General features: G+C 60.2%; 19 protein-coding genes. 14 read left to right on the top strand and 5 right to left on the bottom strand.

What is annotated here, in order from left to right:
- Positions 1-88 precede the first annotated feature (88 nt).
- Complete coding sequence (locus HBO41_RS09125) at positions 89-1,096, top strand: DNA-binding protein (protein ID WP_099549864.1); 1,008 nt, start codon at positions 89-91, stop codon at positions 1,094-1,096.
- Here HBO41_RS09125 and gorA read toward each other — a convergent pair whose 3' ends face one another.
- Together gorA and galU are read right to left on the bottom strand one after the other, a co-directional pair.
- Complete coding sequence (gorA, locus tag HBO41_RS09120) at positions 1,097-2,455, bottom strand: glutathione-disulfide reductase (protein WP_099549865.1); 1,359 nt, start codon at positions 2,453-2,455, stop codon at positions 1,097-1,099.
- Positions 2,456-2,552: 97 nt separating this feature from the next.
- Entirely contained in the window at positions 2,553-3,392 is an 840-nt protein-coding gene (gene galU / locus HBO41_RS09115) for a UTP--glucose-1-phosphate uridylyltransferase GalU (protein WP_003212579.1), read from the bottom strand.
- A 308-nt stretch (positions 3,393-3,700) separates the two neighbouring features.
- Here galU and HBO41_RS09110 point away from each other — a divergent pair, with 308 nt between their 5' ends.
- Together HBO41_RS09110 and HBO41_RS09105 are read left to right on the top strand one after the other, a co-directional pair.
- Positions 3,701-3,889 carry a hypothetical protein gene (locus HBO41_RS09110; protein WP_017135493.1) on the top strand — a complete coding sequence of 63 codons (189 nt, stop codon included), beginning with the start codon at positions 3,701-3,703 and terminating at the stop codon, positions 3,887-3,889.
- A 144-nt stretch (positions 3,890-4,033) separates the two neighbouring features.
- A complete protein-coding gene (locus tag HBO41_RS09105; protein ID WP_017135492.1) occupies positions 4,034-4,318 on the top strand; it encodes a hypothetical protein in 285 nt (94 codons plus the stop codon).
- Positions 4,319-4,327: 9 nt separating this feature from the next.
- On the opposite strand, the gene HBO41_RS09100 is transcribed toward HBO41_RS09105, so the two are convergent.
- Positions 4,328-4,558: a hypothetical protein gene (locus HBO41_RS09100; RefSeq protein WP_017135491.1), complete on the bottom strand. Its 231-nt coding sequence runs from the start codon at positions 4,556-4,558 to the stop codon at positions 4,328-4,330.
- Between the two features lie 210 nt (positions 4,559-4,768).
- Positions 4,769-5,119, bottom strand: coding sequence for a hypothetical protein (locus HBO41_RS09095; RefSeq protein WP_065929976.1), 351 nt, complete (start codon positions 5,117-5,119; stop codon positions 4,769-4,771).
- A gap of 213 nt (positions 5,120-5,332) precedes the next feature.
- On the opposite strand from HBO41_RS09095, the gene HBO41_RS09090 reads away from it, so the two are divergent.
- The 11 genes from HBO41_RS09090 (at position 5,333) to HBO41_RS09040 (ending at position 15,274) form a co-directional block, all read left to right on the top strand.
- Positions 5,333-5,635 (top strand): DUF1883 domain-containing protein, encoded by a 303-nt coding sequence (locus HBO41_RS09090; protein ID WP_003173824.1) that lies wholly within the window; start codon positions 5,333-5,335, stop codon positions 5,633-5,635.
- Between the two features lie 26 nt (positions 5,636-5,661).
- Positions 5,662-5,820, top strand: a complete 159-nt coding sequence (locus HBO41_RS09085; RefSeq protein ID WP_017135489.1) for a hypothetical protein — start codon at positions 5,662-5,664, stop codon at positions 5,818-5,820.
- A gap of 3 nt (positions 5,821-5,823) precedes the next feature.
- Positions 5,824-6,489 (top strand): DNA oxidative demethylase AlkB, encoded by a 666-nt coding sequence (gene alkB / locus HBO41_RS09080; RefSeq protein WP_169985899.1) that lies wholly within the window; start codon positions 5,824-5,826, stop codon positions 6,487-6,489.
- Between the two features lie 75 nt (positions 6,490-6,564).
- Positions 6,565-7,617 carry a bifunctional DNA-binding transcriptional regulator/O6-methylguanine-DNA methyltransferase Ada gene (gene ada, locus HBO41_RS09075; RefSeq protein WP_169985897.1) on the top strand — a complete coding sequence of 351 codons (1,053 nt, stop codon included), beginning with the start codon at positions 6,565-6,567 and terminating at the stop codon, positions 7,615-7,617.
- A gap of 280 nt (positions 7,618-7,897) precedes the next feature.
- The gene (locus tag HBO41_RS09070) at positions 7,898-8,962 is read left to right on the top strand and encodes a nitronate monooxygenase family protein (RefSeq protein ID WP_017135486.1); all 1,065 of its coding nucleotides are present in this window, start codon (positions 7,898-7,900) and stop codon (positions 8,960-8,962) included.
- A gap of 113 nt (positions 8,963-9,075) precedes the next feature.
- Complete coding sequence (gene modA / locus HBO41_RS09065; RefSeq protein ID WP_262380238.1) at positions 9,076-9,849, top strand: molybdate ABC transporter substrate-binding protein; 774 nt, start codon at positions 9,076-9,078, stop codon at positions 9,847-9,849.
- Entirely contained in the window at positions 9,846-10,532 is a 687-nt protein-coding gene (modB, locus tag HBO41_RS09060) for a molybdate ABC transporter permease subunit (protein WP_169986425.1), read from the top strand. Before modA ends, modB begins: the two co-directional genes overlap by 4 nt.
- A gap of 5 nt (positions 10,533-10,537) precedes the next feature.
- Positions 10,538-11,617, top strand: coding sequence for a molybdenum ABC transporter ATP-binding protein (gene modC / locus HBO41_RS09055; RefSeq protein WP_169985895.1), 1,080 nt, complete (start codon positions 10,538-10,540; stop codon positions 11,615-11,617).
- Positions 11,618-11,691: 74 nt separating this feature from the next.
- Positions 11,692-12,732, top strand: a complete 1,041-nt coding sequence (locus tag HBO41_RS09050) for a DNA topoisomerase IB (protein WP_099549872.1) — start codon at positions 11,692-11,694, stop codon at positions 12,730-12,732.
- A 133-nt stretch (positions 12,733-12,865) separates the two neighbouring features.
- Positions 12,866-14,500, top strand: coding sequence for an ABC-F family ATP-binding cassette domain-containing protein (locus HBO41_RS09045; RefSeq protein WP_169985893.1), 1,635 nt, complete (start codon positions 12,866-12,868; stop codon positions 14,498-14,500).
- Between the two features lie 69 nt (positions 14,501-14,569).
- Positions 14,570-15,274, top strand: a complete 705-nt coding sequence (locus tag HBO41_RS09040; protein ID WP_169985891.1) for a YoaK family protein — start codon at positions 14,570-14,572, stop codon at positions 15,272-15,274.
- Between the two features lie 145 nt (positions 15,275-15,419).
- Here HBO41_RS09040 and HBO41_RS09035 read toward each other — a convergent pair whose 3' ends face one another.
- Entirely contained in the window at positions 15,420-15,773 is a 354-nt protein-coding gene (locus HBO41_RS09035) for a hypothetical protein (RefSeq protein WP_017135479.1), read from the bottom strand.
- Between the last annotated feature and the right edge of the window lie 166 nt (positions 15,774-15,939).

Here is a 15,939-nt window from a genome sequence, read left to right as displayed (position 1 = left end):
TTAAATGATGAATTTAAACGGGTTTTTATTCGTGATAAAGTATGTATCTACATACCATGTACCACAGTACTAAATCGACGGAGACTTCATGGCGCGCGGCGGCATAAACAAAGCAGTGGTTCAAACGGCACGCCTGGCGATCCTGGCCCGTGGCGAAAACCCGAGCATCGACGCGGTGCGCATCGAGATGGGCAATACCGGCTCGAAAACCACGATTCATCGCTATTTGAAGGAACTCGATGACAGCGAAACCCGGCTGACCATCACCCAGGCACCCATCGACGATGAACTGGGCGAGTTGGTAGCACGGCTGGCTCAACGCCTTAAAGACAAGGCCCAGGAGCCGATTGACGCGGCACTGGCGCAGTTCGAGCAGCAAAAAGCCGCCCTGCTCGCCCAGGTGCAAACGCTTGAAGAAGCCCACGGCCAGCTCAAGCAGCAATTGGATATCCAGGCCGCCGCACTGGCCGAAGAAAGCGCCGCCTTGCAGACCGCCAGCACCAGCCTGCAAACCGAACAAACTCGCAATGCGGGGCTCAGCCAGGCGTGCAGCGATTACGAGTTGCGCATGAATGACAAGGACGAGCAGATTCGCTCGCTGGAAGACAAACACTTGCACGCCCGCGACGCGCTTGAGCACTACCGCAATGCGGTGAAGGAGCAACGCGAGCAAGAGCAACGGCGCCATGAAGGCCAGCTGCAGCAGGTGCAGGCCGAGCTGCGCCAGGCGCAACAAAGCGCGATGGTGCGCCAGGATGAGATCACCCAGCTGCATCGCGATAATGAGCGGCTACTGATCGAGCACCGCGTGACCAGCAAGGAACTGACCGCCCTGCAGGAGCAATCACGCAAGGAACAGGCGCAGCAGCAAACACTCAGCGAACAGCTGGGCCGCATGGAAAGCGAACGCACCCTGCTTCAGGAGCGCTTGCGGGTTGCGGTAGAGGAAAGTCAAGCGCGCCAGGCAGCGCTGAGTGAGCAACAGCAGGTGAGCAAAACCCTGGAACTGGACCTGATCAAGGCCCAGGCCAGTATCGAGGCATTGCGCCTGGCGGCCGTCGTTGCAACGCCGCCAGAGGCAACCGCCGACGCCTGATCAGCCCGCTACAGGCGTGCGCATGGTGACGAACTCTTCCGCCGCCGTAGGGTGCACGCCGATGGTTTCATCGAAATGTTGCTTGGTCGCGCCGGCCTTGAGCGCGATCGCCAGGCCCTGGACGATCTCACCCGCATCCGGCCCGACCATGTGGCAGCCCAGGACCTTGTCGGTGTCGGCGTCGACCACCAGCTTCATCAGGGTTTTTTCCTGGCAATCGGTCAACGTCAGCTTCATCGGCCGGAAGCGGCTTTCGAAGATCTGCACGTTATGGCCGTTTTGCTTCGCATCTTCTTCGCTCAGGCCCACGGTGCCGATATTCGGCAGGCTGAACACCGCGGTCGGGATCATCGCGTAATCCACCGGGCGGTATTGCTCAGGCTTGAACAGCCGACGCGCAACCGCCATGCCTTCGGCCAGCGCGACGGGCGTCAATTGCACCCGCCCGATCACATCGCCAATCGCCAGGATCGAGGCTTCGGCGGTCTGGTACAGGTCGTCGACTTCGACAAAGCCGCGCTCATCCAATTTGACGCCGGTATTTTCCAGCCCCAGGTTGTCGAGCATCGGGCGGCGGCCGGTGGCGTAGAACACGCAATCGGCTTCGAGCACGCGGCCGTCTTTGAGGGTGGCCTTGAGGCTGCCGTCAGCCTGTTTGTCGATGCGCTCGATATCGGCATTGAATTGCAGGTCGAGGCCGCGCTTGGTCAGCTCTTCCTTCAGGTGCGTGCGCACTGCGCCGTCAAACCCGCGCAGAAACAGGTCGCCGCGATACAGCAAGGTTGTGCGCGCGCCCAAGCCATGGAAGATGCCCGCAAACTCGACAGCGATGTAGCCGCCGCCCACTACCAGCACGCGCTTGGGCAGCTCTTTGAGGAAGAACGCCTCGTTGGAGCCTATGGCGTGCTCACGGCCCGGGATTTCCGGGATCTGCGGCCAGCCGCCCGTCGCGATCAGGATGTGCCTGGCCGTAAAGCGCTCGCCATTGATCTCCACCTGGTGCGGATCAACCAAACGCGCGTGCCCTTCGTGCAGGGTCACGCCACTGTTAACCAGCAGGTTGCGGTAGATGCCATTGAGGCGGTTGATTTCGCGGTCTTTGTTGGCGATCAGGGTCGCCCAGTCAAAGTTCGCTTCACCCAACGACCAGCCGAAACCGCTGGCCTGCTCAAAGTCTTCGGCGAAATGCGCGCCGTACACCAGCAGTTTTTTCGGCACGCAGCCAACGTTCACGCAGGTACCGCCCAGGTAACGGCTTTCAGCTACCGCCACTTTAGCGCCAAAGCCTGCGGCAAAGCGCGCCGCGCGAACACCGCCGGAACCGGCGCCAATTACATACAGATCAAAATCGTAGGCCATTTCACTCTCCTCGGCAGGGCACCAGCATACCGACTTACATGGGGCTGAAAAACGAAAAAGCCACCCGAAGGTGGCTTTTTGGGCGGGCTACCGTGAATCAGTAAGCCTTACCGGTCTTGTAGAAGTGCTCGTAGCAGAAGTTGGTGGCCTCAATGTAGCCTTCAGCGCCACCACAGTCGAAGCGACGGCCTTTGAATTTGTAGGCGATCACGCAGCCATCTTTGGCTTGCTTGAGCAGCGCGTCAGTGATTTGAATCTCGCCGCCTTTGCCTGGCTCGGTTTCTTCGATCAGCTTGAAGATGTCCGGCGTCAGGATGTAACGACCGATAATCGCCAGGTTCGACGGCGCATCTTCCGGCGCTGGTTTTTCAACCATGTCACGCACGCGAATCAGGCCATCACCAATATCGTCGCCGGCGATCACGCCGTACTTGTTGGTTTCCTGAGGGTCGACCTCTTGAACCGCAACGATGGTGCAGCGGTATTTCTGGTACAGCTTGACCATCTGGGTCAGTACGCCGTCGCCTTCCAGGTTGACGCACAGGTCATCAGCCAGCACCACGGCGAACGGTTCGTCACCGATCAGCGGGCGGCCAGTGAGGATGGCGTGGCCAAGGCCTTTCATCTGGGTTTGACGGGTGTAGGAGAACGAGCACTCGTCGAGCAGTTTACGGATGCCGACCAGGTATTTTTCCTTGTCGGTGCCCTTGATCTGGTTTTCCAGCTCGTAGCTGATATCGAAGTGGTCTTCCAGCGCGCGCTTACCGCGGCCGGTAACAATGGAAATTTCGTTCAAGCCGGCATCCAGTGCCTCTTCGACGCCGTACTGAATCAGTGGCTTGTTCACCACCGGCAGCATCTCTTTGGGCATGGCTTTGGTCGCTGGCAAGAAGCGAGTGCCGTAACCGGCTGCTGGGAACAAGCATTTCTTGATCATATAAGTCCTTACAAAGGGCTGTGCGTACGGAATTCGGCGCAGTCTAATCAGGCCGCAGTCACCTTACAATGGGTCCTGCTGGCGTTGCGATGTCAACATAGAGAAAAAATGTGCGCGTAAGTTCCGCTGATCCTACGAAGAGCATTCACTCAGGGCGCGACATAACCAGCCATCGCCCCTTTGCTTACGAGCGCCTCAATGGTTTTAGCACGCTTTTCGCGGCAGGGCACTGACCTGCAACAACTTGCGCGCCTCGGGGCCAATTGGCGCTATCATTACTGGCTTGAACCAGACTACGAGATTGATAGATGTCAGAACCAAAAGGCGTAAACGGCTACCTGATCACCAAGCGTGCGGACGGCTGGCACCTGATCAACTTCCACGGCGACAGCGTCGCCGGGGTATTCGCGAGCGAAAGCATGGCCGTTGCGGTGGCTGAAGTGTTTGTGGACGAAGCCGGCCACGCATCGAGCAAGCGCCCCAAGGACAAAAAGTAAGCGTCATTGCTTGCGCACAAAGCCCCGGTCAACGGGGCTTTTTTGTGTTTGTCTGTACCTTGATGGCCGTTCGCTATAATCTTGCTACGAACGCCCCACGACAGTGTCTGCGCCCCTCCTACACCCTCGACGACGACCCAACACATGAACAAGATTCTGGCACTGACTGCGGCCCTGGCGCTGATGACCGGCTGCACCACCACGTCCGACACTTACCTGAAAAACGGCGAGCAAGGCCTGACCATCGACTGCTCGGGCGAGGCCAATTCATGGGCCAGTTGCTACGAAAAAGCTGACGCTTCGTGTGCGGGCACCGGTTACCGCATCGTCGGCACCGAAGGTACGCCGGCACTCAAGGAGAGCGACAAGACCCTGGGCAAAGACGTAGGCAACTTCAAGAGCCGCAGCGTCGTCGTGGTGTGCAAGTAATACTGCGTACTACAGATGAACCTCGGCGAACTTGAGCCCCAGGCCACGCAAGGTCTCGATCAGGTCATCCAGGCGCGGGAATGACTCAACCTCATCCTGATCGTCGACCAGAAAGTAACTGCGGCCGCCGCTCTTCTTGAAAAATACGATCCACTCGCCCAGGTCGGCGGGGTTCTGGATAACATGGGTGGCCGATATTTGGCCTTCGGCATGTCGGGCTTTGACGTGTTCTCGTTTCATGACGGGCTTTCCAGGAAGGACTAATGCCGCGCAAACTCAAAGTTTGAGCGGCATCTTTGCATTGAATGGCCGACAGTTTAACGGATGCCCTGCCCGATCAGCACTCCCTCTACAAGCGACAACACCCGAATAAACGCAAAAAAAAGCCTGACGCTGCAACCGCAGGGTCAGGCTTTTTTATCGGGTTCAGTACGCGGATAAACCAAAGGCTCAGCCGGAGATGCAATCCTCCCCGGCTTTCTTGATGTCGCCTGGGCGAATCGGCACATTTGACATGCTTTCATAGAGCTTGATACTGCTGCCGCTGGAGCGCTCTTCGATCTCGAAGATCGCCGATGGGTCGGCCGAGAATTTCTGCGGAACAATCACCTGTACACCGTCCTTATGCGGCTCAATCTGCGGCGGCCGACGCGTCGCCTCCAGTTTTCGGACCACACAGGCAGCATATTCAGGCGGTTTTTTGCCTGAAATAACCACCAGGGTTGGCGGGGTCTGCTTGATATCTGCAACCGAAGCACATCCACCTAACGCCAAGGCCAGAACCAACACACTCCACTTCATACTTAAACCTCCGATAAAGACCCTACGACCGCGAAGAGAGGAAATTTCTCCCGCCCATGTGGGATTTATCTCTGAAAACTTGGGAAATAACTGTTTTAAATTGTCGAAGTCGTCGACGACGACCCGATAATAATCGCGTCAGGGCTGATAAACTCTATCTTAACCTACGTATCATTCTGATTTTTCAGAAAAAGCCCTTCTGGAGACACCCCCATGAAATTCATCCACCAGCGCGAGCACCTCAACGAGGGCGACATCGTTGTCATCGAATGCTCGCAGACCTGCAACATTCGCCTGATGAGCGATGCCAATTTCCGCAGTTTCAAGAACGGTGGCCGCCACACTTACCACGGCGGCGCGTTCGACAAATTCCCGGCAAAAATCACCGCACCCAGCACCGGGTTCTGGAACATTACCCTGGATGTGGTCACGCGCCGCGCCATCAGCGTGACCCGCAAACCTGCGTTGTCCCACAAGATTCGCATTGTTCGCCGCACCAGCACCAAACTGAGCTGAGCCGAACCCTCGACAGGAAAACCGCTGTGACTAAATACGTTATGAAGTACAAGCTCAATGGCGAACGTCGCTTTGAATTCGCCCTGCTGCAATCGGGAAGCGTTGAAGAAGCCAAAGAAGCCCTGGCAAAAATCCACGATGCCACCGATGAAATCACCGACATCACCGTGAGCAAGGCCCTGTAACCCATGCCAGGCCCGACGGCTGATCTGTTCGCTGAGGATGCCTTGCAGCAACCGGCGGGGCGCGAGCAGATTGGCGAAGAGTCCTACGTACTCAGGGGCTTCGCCCTGCCATGGATTGAACGCCTGCTGCCTGAACTGCGACGGGTGTTGGCCCAATCGCCGTTTCGACAAATGGTCACACCCGGCGGCTTCACCATGTCGGCCGCACTCAGCAGTTGCGGCACATTGGGTTGGACCACCGACAGCACCGGCTACCGCTACAGCCCGATTGACCCCCGCAATCAGCAGCCCTGGCCGGCTATGCCCGAAACGTTGCGTGAACTGGCCACGCTTGCCGCAGCCGAAGCTGGCTTCAGCGCATTTGCCCCGGATGCCTGCCTGATCAACCGCTATGTGCCGGGCGCCAAGATGTCCCTGCATCAGGATAAAAACGAACGCGCCTATAGCGCCCCTGTGGTTTCAGTCTCTCTGGGCCTGCCGGCGATCTTCCTGTTTGGCGGCCATGAGCGCAGCAGCAAAACTCAAAAAGTTTCACTGTTCCACGGCGACGTGGTGGTCTGGGGCGGCGTTGATCGCTTGCGTTTTCATGGGGTGATGCCGATTAAAGAGGGCGTGCATCCGGTCATGGGCCCGCAGCGCATCAACCTGACCTTTCGCACCGCTGGCTAATTTGACCGCAAGCTTCAGAGTGCCGGCCATCTGCAACGCGGTTAATCTGGCCGTGATCCGTCAAGAGTGCAGGCCATGACCACCGAACAAGACCCCCGCTGGGCCGCCATCGTCGCCCGTGATGCCAAGGCTGACGCCGTGTTTGTCTACGGCGTTAAAACCACCGGCGTGTATTGCCGCCCCAGCAGCGCCTCGCGATTGCCACGCCCGGAGAACATCGAATTCTTCGACACCCCTGCCCAGGCTGAAGCGGCGGGTTATCGCCCAAGCAAACGCGCGGCCGGCGACCAGACTCAATTGGCGGCCCTCCACGCCCAACGGGTGGCCGAGGCGTGCCGGCAGATCGAGCAGGCCGAAACCGCGCCCAGCCTGGAAGCACTCGCCAGTGGCGCCGGGCTGAGTTCATTCCATTTTCATCGCATATTCAAAGCGGTGACCGGCCTGACGCCCAAGGGATATGCCAGCGCCCTGCGTTCGCGCAAAGTTCGCCACGGCCTCAAGGGCGAGCATTCAGTGACCGATGCGTTGTATGACGCGGGCTTTAATTCCAACAGCCGCTTTTATGAATCAGCCAACCGACTGCTCGGCATGAAGCCCAGCGACTACAAAGCCGGCGGCACCAACAGCACGATTTTGTTTGCCGTGGGCCAATGTTCACTTGGGGCGATTCTGGTGGCGCAAAGCCAACGCGGCGTGTGTGCGATTTTATTGGGCGATGACCCGGACACCTTACTGCGCGACCTGCAAGACCAGTTCCCCAAAGCCGAACTGGTCGGCGCAGATCATGAGTTCGAACAGTTGATCGCCCAGGTCGTGGGTTTTATCGAAGCCCCTGCCCTGGGGTTGAATTTACCCCTGGACCTGCGCGGCACCGCCTTTCAGGAACGGGTGTGGCAGGCGCTGCGCGACATCCCGGTGGGCAGCACCGCCAGCTACGCGCAGATTGCTGTGCAGATCGGCGCACCCAAATCGTTTCGCGCGGTGGCCCAGGCCTGTGGCGCCAACAGCCTGGCGGTGGCGATTCCCTGCCACCGCGTGGTGCGCAGTGACGGGGCGTTGTCGGGCTACCGCTGGGGCGTAGAACGCAAGCGGCAACTGCTGGAGCGCGAACAGTCGGTGAAACGCTAGCGAACACCGATACACACCAGCGCCACATCGTTAGCCTGATACATTTCGAATGTCAGTCACAAAGACAGCCTCACGCCGTACCCGGCGTTCCAGGCGTTTTTTCAAGGCCACGCAGGCGACAACGCGAACGCCGGGCGCATCCATGCGGTGTTGGGGCACGCCATCGACGCATGGCAGCGCACGAAATTACTCCCTCGTCCAGTGAATAAAACAGACTGGCCGGGTGCCAATGGCCCTGTTAAAACAGCGCAAAGTCTTATTCACGCTGGAGACGCATCCCATGAGCACCTGGCCAGACACCCGAATTCTCGACCTGCTGGGCATCGACGTGCCTATCATCCAGGCCCCGATGGCCGGCGCCACCACCACAGCGATGGTCATCGCCGCCAATCAAGCCGGCGCCTTGGGCTCGATGCCCGCCGCAGCGCTGAGCATCGAGCAACTGCGCGATGCCTTGAACACCATTCGCCAGGCCAGCGCGAGCCCGATCAACGTCAATTTCTTCTGCCATCAACCGCCAGCAGCTGATAACGCGCGTGACCACCGTTGGAAAACGTTGCTGGAGCCCTACTACCGCGAGCTGGGCGCTGATTTTGATGCACCAACACCGGTGTCCAACCGTGCGCCGTTCGACGAGGCCGCCTGCAAAGTCGTCGAAGAGTTTCGCCCCGAGGTGGTGAGTTTTCACTTTGGGCTACCGGAAAAAGCCTTGCTCGACCGGGTAAAAGCCACCGGCGCCAAGGTGCTGTCCTCGGCCACCACCGTTGAAGAAGCCATTTGGCTCGAACAGCATGGCTGCGATGCAATCATCGCGATGGGCATTGAAGCCGGTGGGCACCGAGGGATTTTCCTCAGTGACGACCTCGACACCCAAATCGGCTTGATGGCGCTGGTGCCGCAAATTGTCGACGCGGTGAAGGTGCCGGTGATCGCCGCAGGCGGCGTTGGCGATGCACGCGGCATCGTCGCGGCATTGGCCCTGGGTGCCTCGGCCGTGCAAATCGGCACTGCGTACCTGTTTACTCCCGAAGCCAATGTCAGCGTGTCCCACCACTATGCCTTGCGCCATGCCCAGGCCAGCGAAACCGCGCTGACCAACCTGTTCACCGGCCGCCCGGCGCGCGGCATCGTCAACCGGGTGATGCGCGAACTCGGTGCGATCAACCCGTCTGCCCCCGCATTCCCCACTGCCGGCGGCGCCTTGATGCCGCTCAAGGCCAAGGATGAAGCCGGCTTCAGCAACCTGTGGGCAGGCCAGGCGCTGCGTCTGGGTAGAGATATTTCTACGTGTGACTTGACCCGCCAGTTGGCCGAACAGGTGCTGGCCAAGCTCAAGCGCCACTGACACTTGGGGCAACTTTGCACTGTACCGGCAATGGCCAACCGCTATATATTCCCATACATAGCGGTAAAGCCTTCTACCTATAACAAGCCGTACAACCCCCAAGGAGCTGCTTCATGACGATCCGCGCCTCACGCCTGGCCCCTACTGCCCTGGCCACCCTGATTGCCGCTTTTACTTTTGGCTCAGCCCACGCCGATGAAGTCCAGGTGGCTGTCGCCGCCAACTTCACCGCGCCGATCCAGGCGATTGCTGCCGATTTCGAAAAAGACACCGGCCACAAATTGGTAGCCGCCTACGGCGCTACCGGCCAGTTCTATACCCAGATCAAGAACGGTGCGCCGTTCGAAGTGTTCCTCAGCGCCGATGACACCACCCCGCAAAAACTTGAAACCGAAGGCGATACGGTCAAAGGTTCGCGCTTCACCTACGCGGTCGGCACCCTGGCGCTGTGGTCGGCCAAAGAAGGTTACGTGGATGCCAAAGGCGAGGTGCTGAAGAAAAACGACTTCAAACACCTGTCCATCGCCAACCCGAAAGCGGCGCCTTACGGCCTGGCGGCCACTCAAGTGCTGGCTAAAGAAGGCCTCACCGAGAAGGTCAAGGACAAGCTGGTCGAAGGCCAGAACATCACCCAGGCCTACCAGTTCGTGTCCACCGGCAACGCTGAGTTGGGTTTTGTGGCGCTGTCGCAGATCTACAAGGACGGCAAGGTCACCAGCGGTTCGGCGTGGATCGTGCCGGCGGCCATGCACGACCCGATCAAACAAGACGCGGTCATCCTCAATAAAGGCAAGGACAGCGCTGCCGCCAAAGCCTTGGTTGAATACCTCAAGGGGCCAAAAGCCGCTGCGGTGATCAAGTCCTACGGTTACGAGCTGGCTAACTGAATATGCCGCTGTCGAGTGCCGATTTTTCCGCCATCTGGTTGACCATCAAACTGGCGTCACTGACGACTGTGATCCTGCTGATCATCGGCACTCCGATCGCCCTGTGGCTGTCGCGCACCCACTCCTGGTGGCGCGGCCCCATAGGCGCGATTGTCGCGTTGCCGTTGGTGTTGCCACCGACGGTCATCGGCTTTTACCTGTTGTTGACCATGGGTCCCAACGGCTACTTCGGCCAGTTGACCCAATGGCTGGGCCTGGGCACCCTGACCTTCAGCTTCGCCGGGCTGGTGATCGGCTCGGTGATCTATTCCATGCCGTTTGTGGTGCAGCCGTTGCAAAATGCCTTCTCCGCTATCGGCACGCGCCCATTGGAAGTGGCGGCGACGCTGCGTGCCAACCCATGGGACACGTTTTTCACGGTGATCCTGCCCCTGGCCCGCCCCGGCTTTATCACCGCCTCGATTCTTGGCTTTGCCCACACCGTCGGTGAGTTCGGCGTGGTGCTGATGATCGGCGGCAATATCCCCAACAAAACCCGCGTGGTCTCAGTGCAGATCTACGATCACGTCGAAGCCATGGAATATGCCCAGGCGCACTGGCTGGCCGGCTCCATGGTGGTGTTCGCTTTTCTCGTATTGCTGGCGCTCTATTCCAGCCGTAAAACCAAGATGGGCTGGAGCTGACCGCCATGATTGATGTACGCCTGAACGTGAAGTACCCAGGCTTCGCCCTGGACGTGGACCTGCACCTGCCCGGCCGTGGCGTGACCGCGCTCTACGGGCATTCCGGCTCAGGCAAGACCACTTGCCTGCGCTGTATCGCCGGGCTTGAGCGCGCTGAAGACGGGTTTATCCAGGTCAACGAAGAGGTCTGGCAAGACAGCCGTAACGGCGTGTTTGTGCCGCCGCATAAGCGCGCACTGGGGTATGTATTCCAGGAAGCGAGTCTGTTTCCCCACCTGTCGGTGCGTGCCAACCTGGAGTTCGGCCTCAAGCGTATTGCCCGCCCGCTTCGCCGTGTGGACATGGCCCAGGCCGCCGAACTGCTGGGCATCGGCCACTTGCTTGAACGCCACCCGCAGCACTTGTCCGGCGGCGAACGCCAGCGCGTCGGCATCGCCCGCGCATTGCTCACCAGCCCGCAGTTGTTGTTGATGGATGAGCCGCTCGCGGCCCTGGACAGCAAGCGCAAAAGCGAGATCCTGCCCTACCTCGAACGCCTGCACGATGAGTTGGATATTCCGGTGCTGTACGTCAGCCATGCCCAGGATGAAGTGGCGCGCCTGGCCGATCACATCGTGCTATTAAGCGACGGCAAGGCGCTGGCCAGCGGCCCCATTGGCGAAACCCTGGCTCGCCTGGACTTGCCGATGGCACTCGGCGATGACGCCGGCGTGGTCATCAATGGCAGCGTGATTGCCTACGATGAACACTATCAACTGCTCACCCTGCAATTGCCCGACAGCCCGTTGCAAATGCGTGTGGCTCATGCACCGCTGGCGTTGGGCAAACCGTTGCGGGTCAAGGTGCAAGCACGCGACGTCAGCCTCAGCCTGCACGCCGAAGAAGCCAGCAGCATCCTCAACCGCTTGCCGGTGACGGTCACCCAGGAAATAGCGGCGGACAACAGCGCCCACGTGCTGGTGCGCCTGGATGCCGGCGGTACGCCACTGCTGGCGAGGATTACCCGATTTTCCCGCGACCAACTGCACCTGCATCCGGGCCAGGTGTTGTGGGCGCAAATCAAGGCGGTGGCGGTACTGGCGTAAGTATTTGGCACGCGCGCAAAACCCTGTGGTCAATCAGGTATACCGGCCTGATCTGTTGCCAAGGAACTTGCACCATGCCCGACTCTGCGCTGCCTGCCGACCTGCCCCGCGACCTGCATTATGTTGACGACACCCAACCCGGCATCCGCCGTAAAAAACTGCGCGGCACGTTTCAGTATGTCGACCCCAAAGGCCAGCGCATCACCGATGCCGATGAAATCAAGCGCCTGAATGCGTTGGCCGTGCCACCGGCCTACACCGACGTGTGGATCTGCGCCGACCCGCGCGGCCACCTGCAAGCCACCGGCCGTGATGCGCGGGGCCGCAAGCAGTACCGCTATCACAGCCGCTGGCGCGAAGTGCGCGACACCGATAAATACTCGCGCCTGCAAGAGTTCGGCAAGGCCTTGCCCAAATTACGCAAACAATTGGAAGCGCAAATCGCCGCGCCTGGGTTCACCCGTGAAAAAGTCCTGGCCACCGTGGTGATGCTGCTGGACGCCACATTGATCCGCGTCGGCAACACCCAATATGCCCGCGACAACAAATCCTACGGGCTGACCACCCTGCGCAACCGCCATGTGGACATCAAGGGCAGCGAAATCCAGTTCCAGTTTCGCGGCAAGAGTGGCGTCGAGCACCAGGTCAGCGTCAAGGACCGGCGCCTGGCCACGGTGGTCAAGCGTTGCCTTGAACTCCCGGGCCAGAATCTGTTTCAGTACCTGGACGAAGACGGCGAGCGCCACACCGTCAGTTCCCACGACGTGAATGCCTATTTGCACAGCCTCACCGGCGCCGATTTTACCGCCAAGGACTACCGTACCTGGGCCGGCACGGCGATGGCCCTGGCGGTGTTGCGCGAATTGGAATGGCAGCCCGAATCCGATGCCAAGCGGCATGTGGTGGCGATGGTCAAGGATGTTGCCAAGCAGTTGGGCAATACGCCAGCAGTGTGCCGCAAGTGCTATATCCACCCGGCGGTGTTGGAGCATTTCAGCCTGGGCGAGCTGTCCAAGCTGCCCAAGCCACGGATGCGCAAAGGCCTTAAAGCCGAAGAAGTCGCGCTGGCGATGTTCCTGGAGCAATTGGCCGCCGACTTGCCCAAGCACGCCTAGCTGAGTTAGCCTGCGGGTCCCTTCTGACTCACGGGATGAGCGCCGACGTGAACAACTAAGCCTTCCGAAATGTATTTGCAACGAGCCGCCTGGCGCGCTTGTTGGCCTGTTCGACATTTTTTTGGAGGTGCTGATGACTGACGTCAAACGCCTGCCCGTATTGGTTTCCCTGCAACACGTGTCGTTCCAGTTCGCCAATGGCGAAACCTTGCTGGACGACCTCACCCTGTCCATTGATTACACACCCACCGGGATTGTCGGCCGTAATGGTCGCGGCAAAAGTATCCTGGCGCGCTTGCTGGCCGGCGTACTTGCGCCCTCTTGCGGGACGCTCGATGGCAAGGCCCGCGTAGCCTACGTCGCACAGAGCCTGACGCTGCAACCGGGAGCAAGCCTTGCGCAGATCACCGGTACTGCCCAGGCATTGGCCGCGCTTGAGCGCATGGCCCGAGGCGAGGCCTGGGCCGGTGACCTTGAGCTGATTGACGATCGCTGGGACCTTGCCGAACGCTTGCGTGCCGCACTTGATGACGCGGGTTTACACGCACTCGGTTTTGAAGCCCCAGCCACTCAACTGAGTGGCGGCCAACTGGCCAGGGTTGTCGTAATCGGTGCGCTATTGGCCGCGCCGGATCTGCTGGTACTGGATGAGCCCACCAACCACCTCGACAGCCATGGGCGCGAGTGGCTGCTGCGGGTTTTGAGCAACTGGCGCGGCGGCTTGGTGGTGGTCAGCCATGATCGACAGCTGCTCAATACCCTGGCGCGTATCGTCGAACTGTCGCCCCTTGGCATGCGTGTGTATGGCGGCAATTACGCTGCCTATCGCCAGCAGCGCGATACCGAACAACACGCTGCCGCCATGGCACTTGAGCATGCTCGCCTGCAACGCAGCCGCGAGCGCAAGCGCCTGCAAAAGGATCACGACAGCCTGCAACGCAATGCCGCACGCTCACGCAAGCATGCCGAAACCGCCAACGTTGATCGCTTTACCAAAGCCCGCTGGAAAGGCGCAGCCACGGAAATCGTCAGCACGGTGCGCAGCGCTCACCACGCCTATAAAAATGAGCTGGATGGGCAGGTGCGCCAAGCCTATGCGCGTGTCGTCGATGAAACCCCCACGTTGCTCGCCCTGCCCGGCTCGGCCTTGCCCAACGGCCGCCACGTACTCACCCTGGAAAATGCCCAACTGCCGTGGCTCGACCCACACCAGCCAGCCACTTACCTGACGCTCAACTTGAACGGCCCGGTACGCGTGGCCGTGCGTGGGCCAAACGGTTGCGGCAAGTCCACGCTGCTCAAGCTGCTGGCCGGCCAATGGCAAGCGGTCAGCGGCGCCTGCACGGTGTCGATACCCGCCGCGTATATCGATCAGCACCTGGCGCTGCTGATGGATGAGCGCTCCATCGTCGAACAACTCAACCTGCTCGACACGCCCCTGGCCGAAGCCGAGCTGCGCACGCGCCTGGCCTTGTTGCAACTGGACGCCCTGCGCGTCACCCAGCCCACCGGCCAACTGAGCGGTGGCGAACGCTTGAAAGCCGCCATGGCGATCGCCTTGTGGCGCGATGCCCCGGCGCAACTGCTATTGCTGGACGAGCCCACCAACCATCTGGACCTGGAATCGGTACTGGCCTTTGAACAGGCGCTGCGCGGGTTTAGCGGGGCCATTGTTGCGGTGTCCCATGACGAGGCGTTCATTAACGCGATCCGGCCGACCCACCACTTGATCTGGCAGCACACCGGCTGGCGACTGGAAAGTGTCTGAGGTCATTGCATGCACCGCCAAAGCGTCCTACGGTAGTGGCCGAATAATCTCACCGCGGAGCCCGATCCTATGTTGCCTACGTCCCAAAGGCTTTATGCCAATGCAGCGCTTGCCCATCGCCAACGCTGGCGCGGGCGGGTCGGATTGATGCTGGTGGCCAGCCTGTCGGTGCTGGCGGGCATGACCGATGCGATTGGCTTTATGGCCAGCGGGGATTTTGTTTCATTCATGAGCGGCAACACCACGCGCCTGGCGGTGGCAATCAGCGCCGGTGACCTGGGCCTGACCGGGCGCCTGCTGTTGCTGGTGGCGGTATTTGTGCTGGGCAACGCCTTGGGGGTGGTGGTCAGCCGCTTCAGCCGCCGGCATGCGCTGCCTTTGCTGCTGTGCATCGCCGCCTTGTTGTGCGGCGCGGCGCTGTGGCCCTTCGACGATACGTTGCCGGCGCTGCTGGCGGCGATCCTGGCCATGGGCATGCTCAATGCGGCCGTGGAAGAGGTCAACGGGTTGCCGGTGGGCCTGACCTATGTGACCGGCGCGCTCTCACGTTTTGGTCGCGGGTTGGGGCGCTGGATACTGGGGGAGCGGCGTAACGGTTGGCGGGTGCAACTGGTGCCGTGGGTCGGCATGTTCGTGGGCGCCGTGATCGGCGCGGTGCTGGAGCACCAGCTCGGGCTCAAGGCGCTGCTGGTGAGTGGCGCATTGGCCGCCGTGCTGGGGCTGGTGTCACTGAAGATTCCCCGGCGCTGGCACTTGGGCTACATGCCGCGATAGGAAGGAAACGAGGCCCGCTCGACGATCAGGCCTCGACGTCCGTGTACTGGTAAAGAGCCATCGCGTCGAGCGAGCGGGAGGAATAATAAGCCAATGTCCGGCGGCTGTCCCGCCGGGCATTTCCGAAAAATGCTAAGGAGACAGCCTACAGACAGGTGGCCAGTGCGGCCAACCGCCGCTTGGCCGGCATCGTGTCCTGGGCGGCATAGTATTTGACGCTGGAGCCGCCACCGGCTACGCGCACATCGGCAAAGTAGTCACCGCCCGTGGTGTAGACGGTAAAACCGCCTGTTTCGAGCGGCTCTTTGAAACCACCGGCATCCACGCCGAACACGGCCTCGTCCTGCCAGCCGAACTGGATGCATTGGGCAACCACCAATGTGGCCTTGTCCGACGCAAGGGTCTTGTAGGGCTGGCCGCTGCGCGCGTCCTTCATCTTCGAGCCCGCACAGCCAGACAGTGCGGCCACTGTCAATGCGCCAATTACCAGCTTTCGCATGCCATCGCTTCCTTGAAAAAAATGCGACTCTACCACTCTCCGGTGATTGTCTGATGCGTGCATGAATTTTGTTTCACTGTAAAAGGGGCGCCTGGCACCTATAGTCGGCAGGCTCATTTTTAAGAAGTATCCCTTCTGCCCGCTCTCCCGCGGGCTTTTTTTTGCC

Source organism: Pseudomonas sp. WS 5146, assembly GCF_012985495.1.
GTDB lineage: Bacteria > Pseudomonadota > Gammaproteobacteria > Pseudomonadales > Pseudomonadaceae > Aquipseudomonas > Aquipseudomonas edaphica.
Note: the sequence above shows the minus strand (reverse complement) of the source record. Positions and strands in the feature narration are given on the sequence as shown.